21 protein-coding genes are annotated in these 20,526 nt (G+C 60.8%); 7 read left to right on the top strand and 14 right to left on the bottom strand.

The genetic code is table 11. From position 1 onward, the window contains the following. Nucleotides 1–15: 15 nt before the first annotated feature. On the bottom strand, nucleotides 16–1,473 hold the full coding sequence (gene gatA / locus AC0J1C_RS12210) for an Asp-tRNA(Asn)/Glu-tRNA(Gln) amidotransferase subunit GatA (RefSeq protein WP_473044124.1): 1,458 nt from the start codon (nucleotides 1,471–1,473) through the stop codon (nucleotides 16–18). Between the two features lie 51 nt (nucleotides 1,474–1,524). Next, entirely contained in the window at nucleotides 1,525–1,812 is a 288-nt protein-coding gene (gatC, locus tag AC0J1C_RS12205; protein ID WP_375191641.1) for an Asp-tRNA(Asn)/Glu-tRNA(Gln) amidotransferase subunit GatC, read from the bottom strand. Between the two features lie 366 nt (nucleotides 1,813–2,178). On the opposite strand from gatC, the gene AC0J1C_RS12200 reads away from it, so the two are divergent. From AC0J1C_RS12200 to AC0J1C_RS12170, 7 genes are read left to right on the top strand one after another with little or no spacing between them, the layout of a single operon-like run. Continuing rightward, entirely contained in the window at nucleotides 2,179–3,219 is a 1,041-nt protein-coding gene (locus AC0J1C_RS12200; protein WP_091990808.1) for a rod shape-determining protein, read from the top strand. Between the two features lie 29 nt (nucleotides 3,220–3,248). Further along, nucleotides 3,249–4,157 carry a rod shape-determining protein MreC gene (mreC, locus tag AC0J1C_RS12195; RefSeq protein WP_473046544.1) on the top strand — a complete coding sequence of 303 codons (909 nt, stop codon included), beginning with the start codon at nucleotides 3,249–3,251 and terminating at the stop codon, nucleotides 4,155–4,157. Beyond that, a complete protein-coding gene (gene mreD, locus AC0J1C_RS12190; RefSeq protein ID WP_375191642.1) occupies nucleotides 4,157–4,633 on the top strand; it encodes a rod shape-determining protein MreD in 477 nt (158 codons plus the stop codon). The genes mreC and mreD overlap by 1 nt, the downstream gene beginning before the upstream one ends. Nucleotides 4,634–4,635: 2 nt before the next feature. Beyond that, nucleotides 4,636–5,241: a Maf family protein gene (locus AC0J1C_RS12185; RefSeq protein ID WP_473044123.1), complete on the top strand. Its 606-nt coding sequence runs from the start codon at nucleotides 4,636–4,638 to the stop codon at nucleotides 5,239–5,241. Then, nucleotides 5,238–6,719, top strand: a complete 1,482-nt coding sequence (rng, locus tag AC0J1C_RS12180) for a ribonuclease G (RefSeq protein WP_375191644.1) — start codon at nucleotides 5,238–5,240, stop codon at nucleotides 6,717–6,719. The genes AC0J1C_RS12185 and rng overlap by 4 nt, the downstream gene beginning before the upstream one ends. Before the next feature lie 46 nt (nucleotides 6,720–6,765). Next, a complete protein-coding gene (locus tag AC0J1C_RS12175; protein WP_473044122.1) occupies nucleotides 6,766–10,521 on the top strand; it encodes a YhdP family phospholipid transporter in 3,756 nt (1,251 codons plus the stop codon). Nucleotides 10,522–10,535: 14 nt separating this feature from the next. Then, nucleotides 10,536–11,378, top strand: a complete 843-nt coding sequence (locus tag AC0J1C_RS12170) for a carbon-nitrogen hydrolase family protein (RefSeq protein ID WP_473044120.1) — start codon at nucleotides 10,536–10,538, stop codon at nucleotides 11,376–11,378. Here the strand turns inward: AC0J1C_RS12170 and yjgA are convergent. From yjgA to AC0J1C_RS12110, 12 genes are all read right to left on the bottom strand, one after another. Beyond that, the gene (gene yjgA, locus AC0J1C_RS12165; protein ID WP_473044118.1) at nucleotides 11,371–11,901 is read right to left on the bottom strand and encodes a ribosome biogenesis factor YjgA; all 531 of its coding nucleotides are present in this window, start codon (nucleotides 11,899–11,901) and stop codon (nucleotides 11,371–11,373) included. The genes AC0J1C_RS12170 and yjgA overlap by 8 nt on opposite strands. A 15-nt stretch (nucleotides 11,902–11,916) precedes the next feature. Next, on the bottom strand, nucleotides 11,917–13,278 hold the full coding sequence (gene mgtE, locus AC0J1C_RS12160; RefSeq protein ID WP_375191648.1) for a magnesium transporter: 1,362 nt from the start codon (nucleotides 13,276–13,278) through the stop codon (nucleotides 11,917–11,919). A 93-nt stretch (nucleotides 13,279–13,371) separates the two neighbouring features. Then, entirely contained in the window at nucleotides 13,372–13,641 is a 270-nt protein-coding gene (locus AC0J1C_RS12155) for an HPr family phosphocarrier protein (RefSeq protein ID WP_473044117.1), read from the bottom strand. A 7-nt stretch (nucleotides 13,642–13,648) separates the two neighbouring features. After that, the gene (gene rapZ, locus AC0J1C_RS12150) at nucleotides 13,649–14,533 is read right to left on the bottom strand and encodes an RNase adapter RapZ (RefSeq protein WP_473044116.1); all 885 of its coding nucleotides are present in this window, start codon (nucleotides 14,531–14,533) and stop codon (nucleotides 13,649–13,651) included. 28 nt (nucleotides 14,534–14,561) lie between these two features. Beyond that, nucleotides 14,562–15,032, bottom strand: coding sequence for a PTS IIA-like nitrogen regulatory protein PtsN (ptsN, locus tag AC0J1C_RS12145; protein WP_375191650.1), 471 nt, complete (start codon nucleotides 15,030–15,032; stop codon nucleotides 14,562–14,564). Nucleotides 15,033–15,119: 87 nt separating this feature from the next. Further along, nucleotides 15,120–15,428: a ribosome hibernation promoting factor gene (hpf, locus tag AC0J1C_RS12140; RefSeq protein ID WP_008170154.1), complete on the bottom strand. Its 309-nt coding sequence runs from the start codon at nucleotides 15,426–15,428 to the stop codon at nucleotides 15,120–15,122. Between the two features lie 104 nt (nucleotides 15,429–15,532). Next, the gene (locus AC0J1C_RS12135) at nucleotides 15,533–17,062 is read right to left on the bottom strand and encodes an RNA polymerase factor sigma-54 (RefSeq protein ID WP_375191651.1); all 1,530 of its coding nucleotides are present in this window, start codon (nucleotides 17,060–17,062) and stop codon (nucleotides 15,533–15,535) included. Between the two features lie 150 nt (nucleotides 17,063–17,212). Continuing rightward, nucleotides 17,213–17,938, bottom strand: coding sequence for an LPS export ABC transporter ATP-binding protein (gene lptB / locus AC0J1C_RS12130; RefSeq protein ID WP_473044115.1), 726 nt, complete (start codon nucleotides 17,936–17,938; stop codon nucleotides 17,213–17,215). Between the two features lie 11 nt (nucleotides 17,939–17,949). Continuing rightward, nucleotides 17,950–18,483: a lipopolysaccharide transport periplasmic protein LptA gene (lptA, locus tag AC0J1C_RS12125; protein ID WP_473044114.1), complete on the bottom strand. Its 534-nt coding sequence runs from the start codon at nucleotides 18,481–18,483 to the stop codon at nucleotides 17,950–17,952. Then, nucleotides 18,467–19,051 carry an LPS export ABC transporter periplasmic protein LptC gene (gene lptC / locus AC0J1C_RS12120; protein WP_473044113.1) on the bottom strand — a complete coding sequence of 195 codons (585 nt, stop codon included), beginning with the start codon at nucleotides 19,049–19,051 and terminating at the stop codon, nucleotides 18,467–18,469. The genes lptA and lptC overlap by 17 nt, the downstream gene beginning before the upstream one ends. After that, a complete protein-coding gene (gene kdsC, locus AC0J1C_RS12115) occupies nucleotides 19,048–19,632 on the bottom strand; it encodes a 3-deoxy-manno-octulosonate-8-phosphatase KdsC (RefSeq protein ID WP_473044112.1) in 585 nt (194 codons plus the stop codon). Before kdsC ends, lptC begins: the two co-directional genes overlap by 4 nt. After that, the gene (locus AC0J1C_RS12110) at nucleotides 19,632–20,453 is read right to left on the bottom strand and encodes a KpsF/GutQ family sugar-phosphate isomerase (protein ID WP_473046543.1); all 822 of its coding nucleotides are present in this window, start codon (nucleotides 20,451–20,453) and stop codon (nucleotides 19,632–19,634) included. Before AC0J1C_RS12110 ends, kdsC begins: the two co-directional genes overlap by 1 nt. Nucleotides 20,454–20,526 lie beyond the last annotated feature (73 nt).

Raw genomic sequence — 20,526 nt, 5'->3', positions numbered from 1 at the left:
TCTCCTGTCCCGGGCTTATTGCGGTTCACGCTGGTGCCAGTCGGTCACCTGCTGGAATTGATGGGCGGCGTTCAGCAGGCGGGCTTCTGAGAAATAATCCCCGATGATCTGCAGGCCCACCGGCAGTCCGTCCACGAACCCCGCCGGTACCGACATGGCCGGAACGCCCGCCAGGTTAATGGCGATGGTAAACACGTCTTCCAGGTACATGGTCACCGGGTCGCTGGTCTTCTCGCCCTGGATAAAGGCGGGCGAGGGCGTGGTCGGGCTCATCAGCACGTCCACTTCCTTGAAGGCATTGATGAAATCCTGCTGGATCAGCCGACGAACCTTCTGGGCCTTGAGGTAGTAGGCATCGAAGTAGCCGGCGGACAGGGCATAGGTGCCCACCAGGATCCGACGCTTCACCTCGGCGCCAAAACCTTCGGCCCGGGTGCGGGTATAGAGATCCATCAGATCCCTGGGATCTTCACAGCGATAGCCGTAACGCACACCGTCGAAACGAGACAGGTTCGCTGAAGCCTCTGCCGGAGCGATGACGTAGTAGGCGGCAATGGCTAGTTTCGCGTTGGGCAGGGACACCTCTTTCACCGTGGCGCCCAGCTTCTCGTATTCCTTCACCGCATTACGAACCTGCTGCTCCATGGCAGGGCTCAACTGGTCGCTGAAGTACTCCTTCGGCAGGCCAATCTTCAGGCCCTTCAATGGCTCGTTCAGAGTAGCGGTGTAATCCGGCACTTCCCGGTCGATCGAGGTGGAGTCTTTCTGATCGAAACCGGCCATCACGTTCAGCATCAGCGCGTTGTCTTCCGCCGTGCGGGCCATGGTGCCGCCCTGGTCCAGGCTGGAGGCGAAGGCAATCATCCCGTACCGCGATACCCGCCCGTAGGTGGGCTTGAGCCCGGTAATGCCACACAGCGCCGCCGGCTGGCGGATAGAGCCGCCGGTATCGGTCGCGGTTGCGGCCGGCACCAGACGAGCGGCCACGGCTGCGGCGGAACCACCGGAAGAGCCGCCCGGCACTCGCTTCTCACCGGAAGACAGGCCCCAGGGGTTGGTTACGGCACCGAAGAAGCTGGACTCATTGGAAGAGCCCATGGCGAACTCATCCATATTGGTTTTGCCCAGGCACACCGCGCCGGCGTTGTGGAAATTCGCCGTTACCGTGGCGTCGTAGGGCGGTACGAAATTCTCGAGCATCTTCGAGCCGCAGGTGGTGCGAACGCCGTTGGTGCAGAAAATATCCTTGTGCGCGAACGGAATGCCGGTCCAGGGCGTGGCGTTACCTGCTGCCCGACGCTCATCCGCTGCCCTGGCTTCGGCCAGGGCCTGCTCTTCGGTGACGGTAATAAAGCTGTTGTACTTGCTGTCTTCCTGCTTGATGCGCTCAAGGAACTGCTGGGTCAGCTCCACGCTGGACACCTGGCCGCTCTCCAGGTCCCGGGAAAGCTCTGCTACGGATTTGTTATGCATGATGAATCCTGAAATCGCTGTTCGTCTGATCGCTCGCTACCGGCGAATTGCTCACTCAATAACCCGGGGAACCAGATACAGCCCGTTCTCCGTCGCCGGAGCAATGGCCTGGAACGATTCCCGCTGATTGGTCTCGGTAACCTCATCGGCCCGCAGCCGCTGGACCGCATTCAGCGGATGGGCCATGGGTTCCACCGACTCGGTATCCGCGGCCGCCAGTTGATCCACCAGATCCAGGATATTGCCCAGATCCTTCTCAAGCGCCGAGACCTGCTCCTCGTCCACACGGATGCGGGCGAGCACAGCGACTTTCTCAATGTCCTCACGGGAAATGGTCACGCATTGCCTCCCAGGTATATGAAATGTCGGTAATAAAGTAAGCCGGAATTTTGCACGGAATCCGGGGGCGGTTGGAAAAGGCTGTCCAAAACTGTTGAGGGCCATGGACGGCCCGAAACAAGCGCACAGGGATGTGCTTGTAGCGTGTTTTGGACAGCCTTTTCCAACCGCCCTTCCACCCAAATAAAATTAAAGGGCGATATGGTAACAGATTCGAACAATGGCGGGAGGCCCCAAACCACCCGCCAAATGTGTGAACGGTAAGGCGCGGGGCCCGATAGCGCCTTGCCTGTGGGGGTGCTCACTGCTAAAGTTGCCGCATCTTTTCTCTGCGACTGCAACTCTCAGGTTGAAACTACACGAATGTTGATTAAAAGACTCCGAGGCTTATTCTCAAGCGATCTGTCCATCGACCTGGGCACCGCCAACACCCTTATTTACGTTCGCGAACGCGGGATCGTGCTGAATGAGCCTTCGGTTGTGGCCATCCGCACCAACAACTCCCAGAAAATGGTGGCCGCCGTCGGCTCCGAAGCCAAACGCATGCTTGGTCGTACCCCAGGCAATATCACCGCCATCCGCCCCATGAAAGACGGCGTGATCGCGGATTTCGTGGTGACTGAAAAAATGCTCCAGCACTTTATCCATAAAGTGCACGAGAACAGCTTTATTACCCCGAGCCCCCGGGTTCTGGTATGCGTGCCGAGCAAGTCCACCCAGGTAGAGCGCAAGGCCATCCGTGAGTCGGCCCTGGGTGCTGGTGCCCGGGAAGTGTTCCTGATCGAAGAACCCATGGCGGCAGCCATCGGTGCCGGCCTGCCGGTGGAAGAAGCCAGCGGCTCCATGATTGTGGATATCGGCGGTGGCACCACCGAGATCGCCATTATCTCCCTCAACGGCATTGTCTACGCCGAGTCGGTCCGCGTGGGTGGTGACAAGTTCGACGAAGCGATTGTTACGTATGTGCGTCGCAACTACGGCAGCCTGATTGGTGATTCCACGGCCGAGCGCATCAAACACGAAATCGGCTGTGCCTACGAGGGCCTGGAAATCCGCGAAATAGACGTGCGCGGACGCAACTTGGCCGAGGGCGTGCCCCGGGCATTCACTCTCAATAGCGAAGAGATCCTGGACGCGCTCCAGGAATCCCTGGCGCAAATCGTACAAACCGTTAAGAGCGCGCTTGAGCAGTCGCCGCCCGAACTGGCCTCCGACATTGCCGAGCGCGGTATTGTCCTGACCGGTGGCGGCGCACTGCTGCGCGGGCTGGACAAGCTGATCAGCGAGGAAACCGGCCTGCCGGTGATTATTGCAGAAGACCCGCTGACCTGTGTTGCCCGTGGCGGCGGCAAGGCACTGGAAGTTATTGATCGGGGTGGCATCGGAATGTTCTCCCAGGAGGGATAATCCTGTGGGGAGGGCTCGCCATTAAAACCATCTTTGTCCAGGGGCCTGTTCCCGGTTTCAGACTCCTTCTTGTTGTTCTCGTATCGGCAGCCCTCGTGGTTGCCGATGCGCGTTTCGACAAGCTCTCAACCGTGCGCAGCACCATTGCCACGGGGCTGGCACCCGTGTACTGGCTTGGCAATGCGCCTTACGAGTTCACCGACTGGTTCGCCGGCCTGTTCGAGAACAAACAGGACCTCCAGGAAGAAAATGACGATCTGCGGGCCCGCCTGCTGATTCTGGAGCGCCGTGCCCTGAAATACGCCGCCCTGGCGTCTGAGAACAACGAACTGCGCCGGCTGATGAATTCCTCCGAAGTGCTCGACGACCGGGTGATTGTTGGTGAGGTTGTTGGTGTCTCTCCGGATCCGTTTTCCCACGAAGTGATTATCAACAAAGGCCGCAGTGACGGCGTCGCGCCCGGCCAGGCCATTCTCGATGCCCATGGCCTGATGGGGCAGGTGGTTCAGAGCAGTCAGATTACCTCCCGCGTGCTTCTGGTCTCTGACAGCAGCCATGCCGTGCCCGTGGAGGTGGTGCGAAACGGTTTGCGCGCCATCCTTCTTGGCACCGGCGACACCGACACCCTGGATCTGGTTCACGTGCCGGATACCGCGGACATTCGCGAGGGCGACCTGCTGGTCAGCTCTGGCCTGGGTGGCCGATTCCCAAGGGGCTATCCGGTTGCGGAAGTGAGCCGGATCACCAAGGAACCGGGCGAGCCCTTTGTCTCCATTGAAGCCACGCCCAAGGCTCAGCTCAATCAAAGCCGCCTGGTGCTGGTGGTGTTTCCACCGGAAGGTGTCGGCACGGACATTGAGTCTGCGGGCGACGACGCTCCGGCTTCCGGCGAGGAAGAAGCCGGCACTGGCGCGACCAACGAGGGAGGGCAGGGCTGATGCTGTCGGTAATCAGTTATCCGGTGTTCGTGCTTTCGGTCATTGTGGCCCTGGTGTTCAGTATTTCCCTGTTCCCCGTGGGCTGGTTCGAGTTCCGCCCGGAGTGGTTGGGGCTGGTGGTGTTCTACTGGACGTTCCGGGCACCGGCGCAGTTCGGTATCCTGCTGGCCTGGTGCCTGGGGCTGTTGCTCGATGTGCTTGAGGCGACGCCTCTGGGCGTCAATGCCATGGCCATGGCGTTGATCGCATTTCTGGTGCTGACCATTCACCAGCGCCTGCGCATGTACCCCATGCCACAGCAATGTCTCATGGTCTTCCTCCTGCTCGGCATCAACCAGATGTTGGTGCACTTTGTGAAACAGTTGCTCGGCGCCGAAGACGCGGGCTTCAGCTACCTCTGGCCGGCCCTGACCAGTGCCGTAGTCTGGCCGGTGTTCTGCGTGCTCCTGGACAACATCAACCGCAAGCTGGGTTAGTCATGCCTTCGATCATACTGGCCTCGGCCTCACCTCGCCGGGTCGTGCTGCTTGAACAAATCGGTCTGGCATTCTCGGTTCAGCCGGCCGACGTGGACGAAACACCGAAAAACGGCGAGCCGCCCGAGCAGTACGTGCAGCGGCTGGCCATGGATAAGGCACTGGCAGTGTCCGCATCGGAGCCGGATTGTCTGGTGCTGGGCTCCGATACCACGGTGGTGCTGGATGGCCGAATTCTGGGTAAGCCCGCCGATGCGAACGACGCCAGGGCCATGCTTGGCCGGCTCTCCGGCGCCACCCATCAGGTCATGACGGCCGTTGCCCTGGCGCGAAACGGGCGCAGCCAATGCCGCCTGGTGATCACTGAGGTGTGTTTTCGGGAACTGTCTGCCGCCGAAATTGACGCCTACATCGCCACCGGCGAGCCCATGGACAAGGCCGGCGGTTATGGGATTCAGGGGCTTGGTGGTATTTTTATCAATGAACTCCGGGGTAGCTACAGTTCGGTGGTTGGTCTGCCTCTGCAGGAAACAGCCGCCTTGCTGGAAGACGCCGGTTACCCGGTGTGGAAAAACTGGCCGAGCAGTCTGGAGAGTTCTGGCTCATGAGTGAAGAGATTCTGATAAACGTTACCCCTGTGGAAACCCGCGTGGCGCTGGTGGAAAACGGTATGCTGCAGGAAGCCTACATCGAGCGTACCAGCCGCAAGGGCATTGTCGGGAATATCTACAAAGGCAAGGTGGTACGTGTGCTTCCGGGGATGGAAGCGGCGTTCGTCGATATTGGTCTGGAGCGGGCGGCGTTCATCCACGCCTCCGATGTGGTTCCGAGCCAGTCCAATGGCGATGAGGCCACCGATGCCCCGAAAACCGTACCCGATATCCGCAGCCTCCTGCGCGAGGGCCAGTCCCTGGTCGTTCAGGTTACCAAAGACCCCATCGGCACCAAGGGCGCGCGCCTGACCACTCAGCTGTCGATACCGTCCCGGTACCTGGTTTTCATGCCAGGGGTCAGCCATGTGGGCATTTCCCAGCGCATCGAGGATGAAAACGAACGTGCCCGGCTCAAGACGCTGGTTGAAGAGGCTGCGGCGGAGGATCCGGAGGTTCAGGGCGGTTACATCATCCGCACCGCGGCGGAGGCTGCCTCACCAGAAGACCTCATTGGTGACATGAAGTACCTGCACCGGCTGAGCGTCTCGATAAAGGAGCGCATCGCCAGAGTCCAGGCACCCTCGGTGGTGTACCAGGACCTGCCCCTGTTTATCCGCACCATTCGCGACCTGATTCGACCCCAGACAGAGAAAATTCGAATCGACAGCCGCGAGAGCCACCAGCGGGTGATGGAGTTTGTTCAGGAGTTTGTCACCGAATTCGCCGACAAGGTCGAATACTACCCGGGCGAGCGCCCGATTTTTGATCTTTACTCGGTGGAAGACGAGATCCAGAAAGCCCTGAGTCGCAAGGTGCAGCTCAAGTCCGGCGGTTATGTCATCATCGACCAGACCGAGGCCATGACGACGATTGATATCAACACGGGCGCGTTCGTGGGCCACCGAAATCTTGAGGAAACCATCTTCAAGACCAATCTGGAAGCGGCCAGGGCCATCAGCCGACAGCTTCGTCTGAGAAACCTCGGCGGTATCATCATCATCGACTTCATCGACATGGAAGACTCGGAGCACCAGCGCCAGGTGCACCGCATGCTGGAGAAAATGCTGGAGCGGGACCACGCCAAAACCAAGATTACCGGCGTTTCCGAACTTGGTCTGGTGGAAATGACCCGCAAGCGGACCACCGAGAGCCTGGGGCAGGTATTGTGCGAGCCTTGCCCGGTCTGCGATGGCCGGGGCTTCCTGAAGACCACAGAGACCGTCTGCTACGAGATTTTCCGGGAAATCCTTCGGGTGAACCGTGCCTATGATGCCGAAAGCTACCTGGTAATGGCTTCCCAGAGCGTGGTGGATCGCCTGCTGGACGAAGAATCCGACAACGTGGCGGACCTGGAGACTTTCATCAGCAAGACCATCCGGTTCCAGGTAGAGCCCTTTTACAGTCAGGAGCAGTACGATGTGGTCCTGCTCTGATTCCGGGGCGCCTGACCGGCTGGCCAGGTGAGGTTGAGGCGCACTGATGTCCTCCGCCGATCAACAGCCGCCCTATTCGGATAATCTTCCGGAAAGTCCGCCGGTGCGCCTGTTGGCACGCCTGGCGAGCCTGGTGTGGTGGCTGCTGCTGTTCCTGTTGGTCCTGCTTGCCCTCTATGCCGGGCTGGGCCGCCAACTGACCCAGAACATTGATCAGTTCCGGGACGACCTGGCCATGGAACTCTCCCGCCAGCTGGGCCATGAAGTCAACATTGGCGCCATTTCTTCCCGCTGGTACTGGCTGGACCCCGCCTTCACCGCAACAGATATACGTGTCAGTCATCCGGAAACCGGCATTCCGGTGGCCGATCTGCAGTATCTGAACATCCGCTTTGATGCCTTGGCCTCGCTCCTGCGCATGCGAATTGTCTTCGAGGATTTCGAGGCTGACGGACTGGAGCTGACGATCAACCAGGAGCGCTCCGGTGAAGTGGCCGTACGCGGCGCCGAGTTCCCTGAGCCGGTCAGCAATCAGTTGCAGGAGTGGCTGGAGCTGGCCGGCAACTGGCTGTCGGACCCCTACGTGAAGATTACCCGGGTCAGCCTTGGGATCCGCGATAACCAGGGCAACCTGAGACACCTGGACATTCCCCAGCTGGACCTGGATTACCGACGCGGGCTGTTCCACGCGTCCGGTCGGGCCCTGCAATCCGGAACCACGCAGCAGCTCGCCAGCTTTGCCCTCGTGGGCCAGCATTTTTTCCGGGGCGATTTTACCGGCCAGATCTATCTGGATGTGGCTTCCGGTCGGCTGTTCGATGGTCTCGTTGATGAGTATCAGTGGCGATCCTTGCGGGTGGAGGGGTTTGATCTGGGCGGCGAGGCCTGGCTGACGTTCCGGGGCGGTCAGTTGCAGCAGGTGACCGGCTCGGTCCAGACGCCATACCTGCAGCTGGGCGTGGGGCAGCAGTCCTTGGCCCCGCTGGAGGATATCCGGGCACAGTTTGGCTGGCGTCGCCATGACGATGCGTTGACCGATCAATCGCCGGCTGAGGCGTCCGGCCTTGTTCCGGGCGAGTGGCATCTCAAGCAATTGCAATGGCGATGGGACGGTGACGAGGTGACTCCTTTCAGCCTGCGCCTGGCACCCTCCGATGGCGGTATCACGGTCATCGCCGACGCCTTTCCCCTCGCGCCGACCCGCCGTCTGGTGGCCGCCCTGCCGATCCTGCCCGACATTGCCACCCGGGCGCTCAGAAACTACCGTCCCGGCGGCTTTCTCGATGACCTCGAGCTACACCTGCCCGATCAGGCACCCGCCCGTTTCCGGCTCTCTGGCCACCTGCGGGACGTACGGGCGAGGGCCTACGGAGGCGCGCCTGGAGTCAACGGGTTACAGGGCGATCTGGTGATGGATCGCTACGGTGGACGGGTCCGGGTGGCGGCGGGTGAGGGGCCGGTCTCCCTGGTGTTTCCCCAGCTGTTCCAGGGCCCCTGGTCGTTCCGGGCCTTTGAGGGTGAGGTGGGCTGGTCCCTAGAAGGTGATATTACCCGCGTGTATTCGGACGGTATCCGCATGTTGTACAGCGAGGACACCCGTCTGGATGGTGCGTTTGAGCTGAGGATGGACCAGCAGGGCGAAGACAATCTTGGGCTGAAGGTCGGCGTACAGAATGGCGAGGCCGGGATGCTGGCCGACTTTGTGCCCGCCCGGATCGTCAGTCCGGGCCTTTACGAATGGCTGACCACCGCCATTTCAGAGGCGAACATCACCTCAGGCACCTATTACGGTCACGGCCAGATCGGGTCAGACGCGCCTCCGGGGTCGTTCGTATCATCGATGGCCTACCGGTTTGAAGCGGCCTCGGTACGCTACCAGGAGGATTGGCCGGAAGTTACGGGGGCGAGCGGACAGGTCTATGTCCACAATGGCGATACACTGGTTGAGCTTGAGGCGGGATCTACCGGCGGCCTTACCCTCAAGCCAAGCCAGGTTCGGGTGATTCCCGAGAGCGGACAGACCCGTATCCGGGTAGACGCGTCGGCCTCGGTGCCCGGTGAAGCCGTGGATTTCTGGCTCAGGCAGAGCCCGCTGGGCGAGATGGCAGGTACCGAGGTGCGAAAACTCGACTTCGCCGGCCAGTATGCGCTCGATCTGGGGGTTGATTTGCCGCTGGACACCGACAGGCCACCTGTCGTGGACGCCCGGATTGAGGCGTCTGACGGTTCGGTCTCCTATGCCGCCGCTGGCCTGAAGTGGCAGAAGATACGCGGCAAGCTTGCTTATCACAGTGAACGCGGCTTCTCTGGTGGCCCTCTGAACGCCGCGTTTTTCGGCGATCCGGTTGCTATTTCCTTCAGCCGCGCCCGGAGCGGCGATGCCCTGACCATTCGCCAGTCGGGTGTTCTGCCGATGCCCGGTGTACTCGCCCGTGCCGGTCTTTCCGGCGATACCGGCTTTGGCCTGAAGGGAACTTTGCCCTACACCGCCGAACTGGAAGTGGGGGCTGAATCCAGTTCCGGGATCCGCGTGCGCTCAACGCTGGAAGGGCTGGCGGTGGACTGGCCGGAGCCCCTGTCCAAGCAGCCCGGGGAAATAGCACCGTTGCAGGCCACCATCAACCCATCGGCGCAGGGCGGCATCGGCATTGCCGGGGAATGGGAAAACCGCGCGGCGTTTGATCTGCTCTGGACCGATTCCGGGTTCGATCTGAGTCTGGACCGCCTTCACCTGGGAGCGGAAATCCTGAGGGACATCGAGATCAATGCGCTCGATCTGGGCGACCGTTGGGTGGTGGCCACGCAATCGCCAAGGGCCCGTGGCCGCCTGGTTTTCCCCGAAAGCGAGGATCCGGTGATCGCGGATTTTGAAATGCTGAGTCTGGTACGGGGCCCAAACACAGCCCCGGAGCCCCGGGAGGTGCTGACGCTGGAAGAGCAGCTGCGTGCTTTCCGCAAGCTGGATATGGGAAGCTGGCCAGATATCGACGTTACCATCGCCAATCTGCAAATGGATGAGGAATCCCTCGGGCAGTGGGCTTTCAGCCTCCGCCCAGAGCCCTACCGCCTGGAAGTGAGCGACATCGAGGGGCGCCTGAACTCCCTGACGCTGCTCGGTAATATGACCTGGAGCATCATTGGAGACAGGGAAACCAGCCGCTTCTCCGGATCAATTTCCGGTGGTGCGCTGGCCGATCTGAACGACCTGCTGGACGCCGAGATTCCGGTAAACAACGAGTCCACCACCATAGAACTGGATCTCGACTGGCCAGGGCGACCAGACCAGATTGCGGTACCGGATCTCAGCGGATCAGTCAGCCTGCGACTGGACCAGGGGGTGATTCTTGAGAGCAACAACACCGCCCAGCTGTTCCGGGTGTTCAACCTCCTGAACTCCGACACCCTCTGGCGGCGCCTGAAGCTCGATTTCTCCGATCTTTATGAGCGCGGCGTCGCATTCGACGCCATATCGGGCAAGGCGCAGATCATTAACGGCCTGATGACCATGGATCCGGAACTGCAGGTTGTGGGGCCTTCCGGGGCCTTCAAACTCAGTGGCAGCACCGACATGGCCAGCGAAGAGCTGGATATGCGCCTGGTGGTCGTGCTGCCGCTCACCCAGAACCTGCCGTTGGCAGCTCTGCTGATGGGCGCGGGCGCGCCGATTGGCGGTGCCCTGTTTGTACTCGACAAGATTCTGGGCGATCCTCTGAGCAGGCTGACCAGCGCAACCTACAGCGTTACGGGCACCTGGGAGGCGCCGGAAGTGGACCTGCAGCGGGTATTTGATACCGGCGGCTAATGAAGGAGGCTGTCATGACTGAAACTGTCGCCAATCGAGTTGCGGCCATCCAGATGGTCAGTACCCATGACATAGACGCCAACCTCGATGACGCACGGCGTTTGCTGGCTGAGGCGGCGGCCCAGGGTGCCTCGGTGGCGGTACTGCCGGAGAATTTTGCGATTCTGGCAACCCGCCAGATGCCGGATTGTGGCCGTCGGGAGGCGGGGCCAGACCCACAGATTCGCGCTTTTCTGGCGCAGCAGGCCCGCTCACTGGGGCTCTGGATTGTCGGCGGCTCCATGCCATTGGCGCAGCGACCTGATGGCTCGGACATTGCCGACCGGGTGCGGGCCACCTGTCTGGTATTCGATGATCAGGGCACGGAGGTTGCCCGATACGACAAGATTCACCTGTTCGACGCCATGGTGGAGGACGCCCATGGCCAGTACCGGGAATCAGACACCTTCGAGCCGGGCGATCAAGTGGTAACGGTTGATACCCCGGCTGGCAAGCTGGGGCTTGCCATCTGTTACGACCTGCGATTCCCGGAGCTGTTCCGGGCACTCAGGGCCAAGGGGGTGGACTGGATTTGCCTGCCGAGCGCGTTCACCTGGCAGACTGGCGATGCGCACTGGCACCCGTTGATCCGGGCCCGGGCCATCGAAAATCAGGTGTGGGTTGTGGCGCCGGGGCAGGGCGGCCAGAACAGCAGTCGCCGGCGCACCTATGGCCACAGTCTGATCTGTGATCCCTGGGGCCGGGTCGTTGCGGAAATTGGTGAAGGACCGGGCGTGGTGTCTGCGGAGCTGGACACAGCTCAGGTCGAGAACCTGCGCACCCGCATGCCGGTGTGGGAGCATCGGCGACTCAGCTGAGCGCCTCGGCATCGTCGATGCACTCGCGCAGATACCGGAACAGTTTTCGGGACTGGCCGGTGTTCTTCTGCTTCTCCACGTCCTTGCGGGCATTGCGCGCGAGATTACGCAGGTGCTGCAGATCGGCGCTCGGGCAATAGTTGAAAAACTCCCCGACCACCGAATCCCCCTCTGCGATGATCCGGTCACGCCAACGCTCGGCGAGGTGGTGGCGCCGGGTGTGCTCTTCACTCCCTGCATCGAAGGCGTCGATGGCTGTGGCAAGCGCCTCCGGATCGTCTTCCTGACGGATCACCTTGCCAATGTACTGGAGATGCCGACGCCTGGCTTCGTTCTGACGGATGCGCCGGGACTCTTCGATGGCCGCCCGGAGGGTGTCGCTGATGGGCAGGGTGGCCAGCTGGTCATTGCTCAGATCCAGCATGCGTTTGCCCAGGTCCTGCAGCGCGTGCATCTCCCGTTTGAGCTGGGATTTGCTGGGGCCGTCGTATTCGGGCGTGTCGTTGTCTTGATGGTCTTTCATAAATCCGGCATCCGCTTAAGCATAGAAAATCGTGGCGAGGCCAAGAAAGGCCATGAACCCGACCACGTCGGTCACGGTGGTGAGAATCACGCTTCCCGCCAGCGCCGGGTCGATGTTCCGTGACTTCAGGAACAGTGGTAGCACGGTACCCACGAGTGCTGCCGCCACGAGATTAATAACCAGCGCGGCGGCGATAATGGCGCCAATCAGCATGTCCTGGAACCAGAGCATGGCGGCCCCGGCGACCACGGCCGCCCAGAGCAAGCCGTTCAGGATGCCAGACAGAAACTCACGGTTCAGCAGCCAGCCCACATTGGCACCGCTGATCTGGCCTACGGCCATGCCCCGGATGACCAGGGTAAGCGTCTGGCTGCCGGCGATGCCACCCATGCTGGCGACAATGGGCATGAGCACGGCGAGTGCAACCACCTTGGCAATGGTTTCTTCGAACAGGCCGATCACCGCCGAAGCGGTGAGGGCGGTAATCAGGTTGATGCCCAGCCAGACCGCCCGCCGCCGGGATGTTTTCCATACCGGCGCGAAGGTGTCTTCATCCTCGTCCAGGCCCGCCATGCTCATCAGGGAGTGGTCGGCGTCTTCCCGGATAACGTCCACCACGTCATCGATGGTGATGCGGCCCAGCAGCCGGCCTTCCTCGTTCACCACCGGCGCCGAGATCAGATCGTAGCGTTCAAACAGGGTGGCTACCTTGGTGTCGGACAGGCTCACGGGAATGGGCTCGATGTCGGTATCCATGACCTCGCGCACGGTGGCGGCCGGGTTGGAGACCAGCATCTTGGTGATGGGCAGCATGCCAATGAACTCATCCCGCCGGCTCACCACAATCAGGCTGTCGGTCATCGGGGGCAGGGTCCGGTGCCGGCGCAGATAACGCAGCACCACGTCAATGCTGATGTCCGGACGCACCGTAATGGTGTCCGTGTTCATCAGACCGCCGGCGGTGTCCTCGGGGTAGGAGAGAACCTCCTCGACCCGCTGGCGATCCTGTTCGTCCATGGTGTCCAGGACTTCCTGAATCACCGTATCCGGCAGCTGTTGCAGCAAGTCGGCCAGGTCGTCCGACTCGAAGTCCTCGATGATGTCCGCCAGCTCCTGGGCATTCAGCTGGCTCAGGAAGTAACCCCGGATATCGTCGCTCAGATACTGGAGAACTTCCCCCTCGAGCTGCTTGTCGACCAGATTCCAGAGCAGGGCACGCTGTCGGGGTGGCGAGGACTCGAGCAGGTGGGCAATATCACTGGGGCTCAGGCCGCCATTCAGGATGCGGGCAACCTGCTTGAGCGCACCACTGTCCAGTGCTTCACTCAGGGAGCGAAGGCGCTGGCGGGCCTGGCTTTTTTCCAGAATATCGGTCATGAGTCACCCGGCGTCAGAAAACGCCTGCATTATAGCGGAGTTAGGCGCTGTCGGTGAGGATGAGTTGTAGGTGAATGCCGTACGGCAGTCGACTTATTCGCCCTCGCCGAAATAGTCGTTGATCAGGTCGGCCAGGGCCTCGACCGCCTGCTCTTCGTCGGGGCCCTCGGCAATGATCTCCACTTCGGTGCCCTGGCTGGCAGCCAGCATCATCACCTGCATGATGTTCTTGGCATCCACGTCCCGGCCCTTGCCACTGATGCGCACACTGCTGTCGAACCCGGACGCCGTGGCAACGAGCTTTGCAGTGGCGCGAGCGTGCAGGCCAAGTTTGTTGATGATGGTAATGGGGCGACGAATCATGGCTGGGTCAGATCTCTTCCCTTGCCTGGAGGTGTGGCAGCTCCGTGTGCCGCACCTGCACATTGCTGTATTTCTGCCGGAAATAGGCGCCCAACTGCTCACACATGTAGACCGACCGGTGCTGGCCGCCGGTGCAGCCAATGGAGATGGTCATATAGCTGCGATTGCTGTCGGCGAAGGATGGCAGCCAGCTATCCAGGAATGTGGTCAGGTCTTCGATCATTTTCCGTGAGGACGGCTCCCGTTCGAGGAAATCAATAACCGGCTGGTCGGTGCCTACGTACTTGCGCAGGCTGGTGTCCCAGTAGGGGTTGGGCAGGCAACGGACATCAAAAACGTAGTCCGAATCCAGGGGAACCCCGTGCTTGAAACCAAAGGACTGGAACAGCAGAGCCAGTTCCTGATCCTTGCGACCCACCACCCGTTGCTTGACCATGTCCCGCAGTTCGTACATGGACATGCCGGTGGTGTTGATGTAGAGGTCTGACAGCTTGGACAGTGGCTCCAGCAGTGTTTTCTCGCTGCTGATGGCTTCCCGCAGCGAGGTTTTGTCGTCGCTCAGCGGGTGTTTGCGGCGTGTGGCGTGGAAGCGCTGCAGCAGGGACTGTTCGTCGGCGTCCAGAAATATGATTTCCACGGTAACGCCGGTACCCTGAAGGCTGCGGTAGATGTCCTCGAAATTCGCCAGTTCTCCCGACAGGTTGCGGGCGTCTATGCTCACCGCCATCTTGCCCAGCCGGCCCGGACTGGCCTGGCCTGCCGCCTCCCGGGTAAGCGGAAACAGTAGACCGATGGGAAGGTTGTCGATGCAGTAGAAGCCAAGGTCCTCAAGCACATGAAGTGCCGTACTCTTGCCCGAGCCGGATCTGCCACTGACGATGATCAGCTTCATGCCCAAACGTCCTCTGCTGTGGTAGCTCTCATCCGCCTGTAACGGTCATGCGTTCGTATAGCGTCCGGGCATCCTGGCACTGCCGGAGTCGGTCACAGAACGACCGCTCATTGAACTTTTCGGCCAGTTGGCTGAGCAGTTCCAGGTGCTCGCTGGTGGCCTCCTTGGGCACAATCAGCGCAAAAATCAGGTCGACCGGCTGGTTATCAATGGCGTCGAAGTCGACGCTTTCCTCCAGGGTCATCAGCACGCCCACCACGTGATCCAGGCCTTCAAGCCGACAGTGCGGGATGGCAATACCCTGGCCAATGCCGGTGCTGCCCAGGCGCTCACGTGCAATCAGATTGTTGAAAATCTGGGTTTCGCTGAGCGTGTTGTCCTGCTGGTTTATCTGCTCGGCAATAAACTCCAGGGCCCGTTTCTTGCTGGAGGCCGCAACCCGGCAAAGGGTCAGCTCCGGCGCAAGAATGTTGTCTATGGTCAGGGATGTGTCGCTCATGGATCGACTGGGTTTCCGTTAAAAAAAAGGCTGCGACACGTCGTTCGTGTCGCAGCTCGTTTGTGTGACTTACACGATAACGGCCGGTTAACGAGAGCCGTTTCCGTGCATCCGGTCTACATTCTTTTCCTTGTGCTTGAGGATCTGGCGGTCCAGCTTGTCGATCAGGGCATCAATGGCCGCGTACATGTCCTCGTTTTCCGCCTTTGCGTGAATCTCACCACCAACCACGTGCAGCGTGGCTTCCGCGATCTGGCGTACCTTTTCCACTTCCAGGGTCACCTGGCAGTTGCTGATGTGGTCAAAGTGACGCTCGAGCTTCTCGAACTTCTCTGAAACGTAATCCTTGAGTGCGGGAGTCAGTTCTACGTGATGGCCTGAAATATTGAGTTGCATAGGCGTCTCCTGTTGTCATCGTGCCGGCTCCGGAGAGCCGGTCTGTGTGCTGGCGCCCTCGGCGCCGGCGAATACCGTGTTGCGTGCCGCTCCCATTAAGGGGATCAGACCAGCCGCTTGCGCTCGTTGGAAGGCGGAATGTGCATCGCCTCCCGGTATTTGGCAACGGTGCGTCGCGCAACCTTGATTCCCTGTTCTCCTAGCATGGCTGCAATTTTACTGTCGCTCAACGGCTTTTTGGGCGTCTCCGCAGCAATCAATTTCTTGATCATGGCCCGGATTGCCGTTGAGGAGCATTCTCCGCCCTCGTCGGTGCTTACGTGGCTGGAGAAGAAATACTTCAGTTCGAAAATGCCCCGTGGGGTGTGCATGTACTTCTGGGTGGTGACCCGCGAGATCGTGGATTCGTGCATCTCCACCGCCTGGGCAATGTCCGAGAGTATCAGAGGCTTCATGGCCTCCTCCCCGTGGTCCAGGAACCCCTGCTGGTGCTCGACAATGCGCGTGGCCACCTTCAGCAGTGTTTCGTTCCGGCTTTGCAGGCTCTTGATAAACCACTTCGCCTCCTGCAGCTGGTCCCGCAGATAGGTGTTGTCGGCGCTGCTGTCTGCACGCCTTATAAGTGAAGCATAGCTCGCATTTACCCGAATGCGCGGGGCAATTTCCGGATTCAGTTCCACCCGCCAGCGGCCGTTGTGCTTGCGCACAATCACGTCCGGAATCACGTAGTCCGGCTCGGCGCGGTCAATGACATCGCCCGGGCGCGGGTTCAAACCGGTAATCAGGGCCAGCACTTCCCGCAGCTGGTCTTCCTTCAGTCGGCTGCGTCGCAGCAGCTGGGCGTAATCACGATTGCCCAGCAGATTGATGTAGTGCGTGATCACCAGCCGGGCCTGTGCCAGCCATGGGGTTTCCGGCGGTAACTGGTTGAGCTGGATGAGCAGGCACTCCTGAAGGTCCCGGGCGAAGACGCCTGGTGGGTCGAAGTGCTGCAGGCGGTGCAGCACCGCTTCCACTTCATCCAGTTCAAGGGGGTCTTCCTCAGCCTCATCCAGCAGGCCGGCGTGAATGTCTTCCAGGGAGCTGGTCAGGTAGCCGCGTTCATCTACCGCATCCATCAGGGCGTGAGCAATGGCCTGGTCCCGCTCGCTCATGGGCGTGAGGTTCAGTTGCCATTCCAGGTGATCCTGCAGGGTTTCGGTCGGTGAGTTGCGGGTCTCGAAGTCGTGGTCGTTTTCGTCGTCGTTACGGGCCGCCGGCGCAGGCGCGGACTGGTAAATGTCGTCCCAGGCGGTGTCTACCGGCAGATCATCGGGGATGTTGTCGGGGATGTCGTTTTCCGACGCCCAGTCCGGGCCGTTCTCGCTTTCGTCCCAGTCGGTCTGGGTTTCGGTCGGGGATTCGGCGGTGTGTTCGGAGGATTCGGATTCGCCCGATTCCGGGCCCTCGGAGGAGGCGTCAGGGTGGTCATCGTCCTCGGAGGTTTCCAGCATCGGGTTGGATTCCAGCGCCTGCTGGATTTCCTGCTGAAGGTCCAGGGTGGAAAGCTGTAGGAGCCGGATCGCCTGTTGCAGCTGGGGCGTCATGGTCAGGCTCTGACCCAGCTTTAACTGTAAAGAGGCTTTCATAACCATGGTTCAGGATCCGTCACTCATCAGCGCTTCGTGCCTTAGCCAGTAAAAAAGTCGTTATATGCCGGTCACTTGCCTTGGGTTATATTTACCCTAGCAAGTTCTTTGCCGAGTTTACTTGCTGCAGGTCATCAAAACAATCCGCACTTCGTATCACAGCCTGAATTCGTCGCCCAGATACACTTCCTTAACCTGTTGATTGGCCAGGATGGCATCGGCGTTGCCGGAGGCAATAATGTGGCCGCCGGAAACGATATAGGCATTCTCGCAGATATCGAGGGTCTCACGCACGTTGTGGTCGGTGATCAGAACCCCGATGCCCTTGTCACGCAGGTGGCGAATGATGTGCTTGATGTCGCTGACCGAAATCGGATCGACGCCCGCGAAGGGTTCGTCCAGCAGAATGAACGCTGGCTCCATGGCCAGAGCCCGGGCTATTTCGACCCGGCGCCGTTCGCCACCCGACAGCGCCATGCCGACGCTGTCGCGGATGTGGGTGATGTGAAATTCTTCCAGCAGCTCCTCCAGTTTCTGCTCCCGCTCGGCGCGGCCCATGCCCCGGCGGGTTTCCAGGATGGCCATGATGTTGTCGCGAACCGACAGCTTGCGGAACACCGAGGCTTCCTGGGGCAGATAGCCAATGCCCTTGCGGGCGCGACCGTGCATCGGCAGGGGCGTGATGTCGCGGCTGTCGATGGTGATGCGGCCCCGGTCGGCCGGAACCAGCCCGACGATCATGTAGAAGCAGGTGGTTTTTCCCGCTCCGTTAGGGCCGAGGAGTCCGACAATTTCCCCACTGCGGATTTCCAGGGAAACGTCAATGACCACCTTCTTCTGCTTGTAGCTTTTTGCCAGGTTGCTGGCTCTCAGAACTGCCATCGGAATCCTGTTTACTCAGTGCGGCTGTCGGTACTGCGTGGCTGTATGACCATTTCGACCCGGCCCGGTCCGGAACCAGTGTCAGTGCCACCTTCGGCAGTGACCACGCGGTCCTGGGTATCGTAATGAATGATGTTGCCCCGGAACAGGTTGCCATTCTGTTCAATGATGGCCTCCCGTTCAAAGGTGATGCGCTGGTCGGTCGCAGACCAGGTGATGTTCAGGGCCCGTGCGTCGGTCTCGCCCTTGCCGTCGCGGGCTGGCTGGCGGTACCTGGCCGGTTCGCCGGAGGCTTCGATCCGGCTGAGCCCGTTGGCATCCCGGTACAGAACCACCCGCTCGGCATCGAGTCGGGTCTGGCCCTGTTCCAGCTCGACATCGCCGGTGTAGGTTGCGATGCCCTTGGCATCGTCCAGGCGCGCGTTATCGGCCGTTACCTTGATCGGCGTGTCGGAGTTGAGGTCGAAGGCGGCAGCGGGGGCCATGATCGCCAGTGATACCAGCGCGGCCGCCAGGCGCCGACGTACATTAGTTTCCGGTGTCATAATATCCTTCCACCTGGGAGTTCAGTTCCAGAATGCGCTCGTCTATCCATGCCTTCATGCCAACGGCGGTGGTGATGCCGGTGACATCCCGGATCTCCACTGGCGCGTCGGTGAACACCACGCCTTCGTTATTATCGAGGGTCAGGGTCCGGGTTGTCAGTGTGGTGTCCCGCCCACTTACGCTGCGCAGCACCTGCACGTTGCCGGTGAGATGCACCAGTTCCTGGTTCTGTATCAGCCGGCCCCGATCCGCTTCCACAATCCAGGGCTGGGTGTCGGCATCGCCGTAGAGTTCCGCGCGCGGCGAATCCATGGTCGCCAGGTTGTTTTCTTCAAACTGCTCTATCCGCGGGCTGGCAAACCGGATCTCGAGGTTCCCGGTTTCATCAAACGACCGGTAGTTGCCGTTGACCACAAAGCCGTCGGGCTCGGCATCGCCCCGCAACGCGGCCGCTTCCTGGTCGACAACCGGCGCTTCGTCACTGCGCCAGAGCAGGAAAATTGCCGCCACAACCGTGCCGCCCAACGCCAGCATTCTCAGCCAGGGCCGATCGGCAAACCCGTTCATGGCTGCGGCTCCAGATAGGGTTCCAGTGCGGCGTCGAGCTTGCCCTGGGCGGCCAGGATGAGATCGCAGGCTTCGCGTACGGCCCCGGCACCGCCGTTGGTCCGGGTACAGTAATCAGCATGCTGTTTCACCAGCCAGTAGCCGTTGGGCACCGTAAGACCGAGGCCGGCGAACCTCAGCGCCGGCAGGTCCGGCAGGTCGTCGCCCATATAGGCGATGGCGTCGGGGGTGATGTGCATGGTGCTCACCAGCTCCTGCAGCGCCACTTTCTTGTCTTCACGGCCCTGCATCAGGTGCCGGATGCCGAGGTCGCGCATCCGCTTTTCCGTCAGTGGTGACTGGCGGCCAGTGATGACTGCCACGGTGATGCCCGCGCCCATCAGCTGTTTCAGGCCCAGCCCATCAAGAATGTTGAACGCCTTGAGTTCGTCGCCGGCGGCACTGAAATACAGCCGCCCATCGCTCATGATGCCATCGACGTCCAGGGCAATCAGCCGGATCCTGCGGGCTTTCTCCAGCAGGTCCTCGGGCCATTCGGGCATCATCGGGTGGGATATCGGGGCTCTGGTGCTGCCGGCCATCAGATCACACCCGCTCGCAACAGGTCGTGCATATTGATTGCTCCCACGAGGGCGCCGCCTGCATCGAGCACGGGCAGGGCATTGATCTTCATCTCTTCCATGATGTTCAGGGCTTCTGCCGCCAGGTGGTCGGCCTCGATGGTTTTGCCGTGCCGGGTCATAACCTCGCGGATGGGGGTATTGTGAATATCCACCGAGCGATCAAGCGTCCGACGCAGGTCGCCGTCCGTAAATATCCCGGTAAGCTTGCCCTGATCGTCCACCACGGTGGTCATGCCGAGGCCCTTGCGGGAGATTTCCAGAAGGGCGCCGCTGAGAGGCGTGCTCTCATTGACCACCGGAATGCGATCGCCGGAGTGCATGATGTCGGAGACTTTCAGCAAAAGCCTTCGGCCCAGGCTGCCGCCGGGGTGCGAGAAAGCAAAGTCCTCGGCACTGAAACCGCGGGCCTCGAGCAGGGCCACGGCCAGCGCATCGCCCATGACCAGAGTCGCGGTGGTGGATGAAGTGGGCGCCAGGCCCAGCGGGCAGGCTTCCACCGCCACGCTCACATCGAGGTTGGCCACTGCCTCCCGGGCGAGGGTCGAATTGGCGTTGCCGGTCATGCTGATCAGCGGCGCACCCATGCGTTTGATCAGTGGCAGGATGGTAACCACCTCGCTGGTGTTGCCGCTGTTGGAGATCGCAATGACCACATCCTGGGGAGTGATCATGCCCATGTCGCCATGGCTGGCTTCGCCCGGATGCACAAAAAATGAGGGCGTGCCCGTGCTGGCCAGGGTGGCGGCGATCTTGTTGCCAACGTGGCCGGACTTGCCCATGCCGGTAACCACAACCCGGCCCTTGCAGGCCATGATAACTTCGCAGGCACGGTCGAACTGTTCGCCAATGCGG

Source organism: Marinobacter sp. E2 (genome assembly GCF_055755345.1).
Note: the sequence above shows the minus strand (reverse complement) of the source record. Positions and strands in the feature narration are given on the sequence as shown.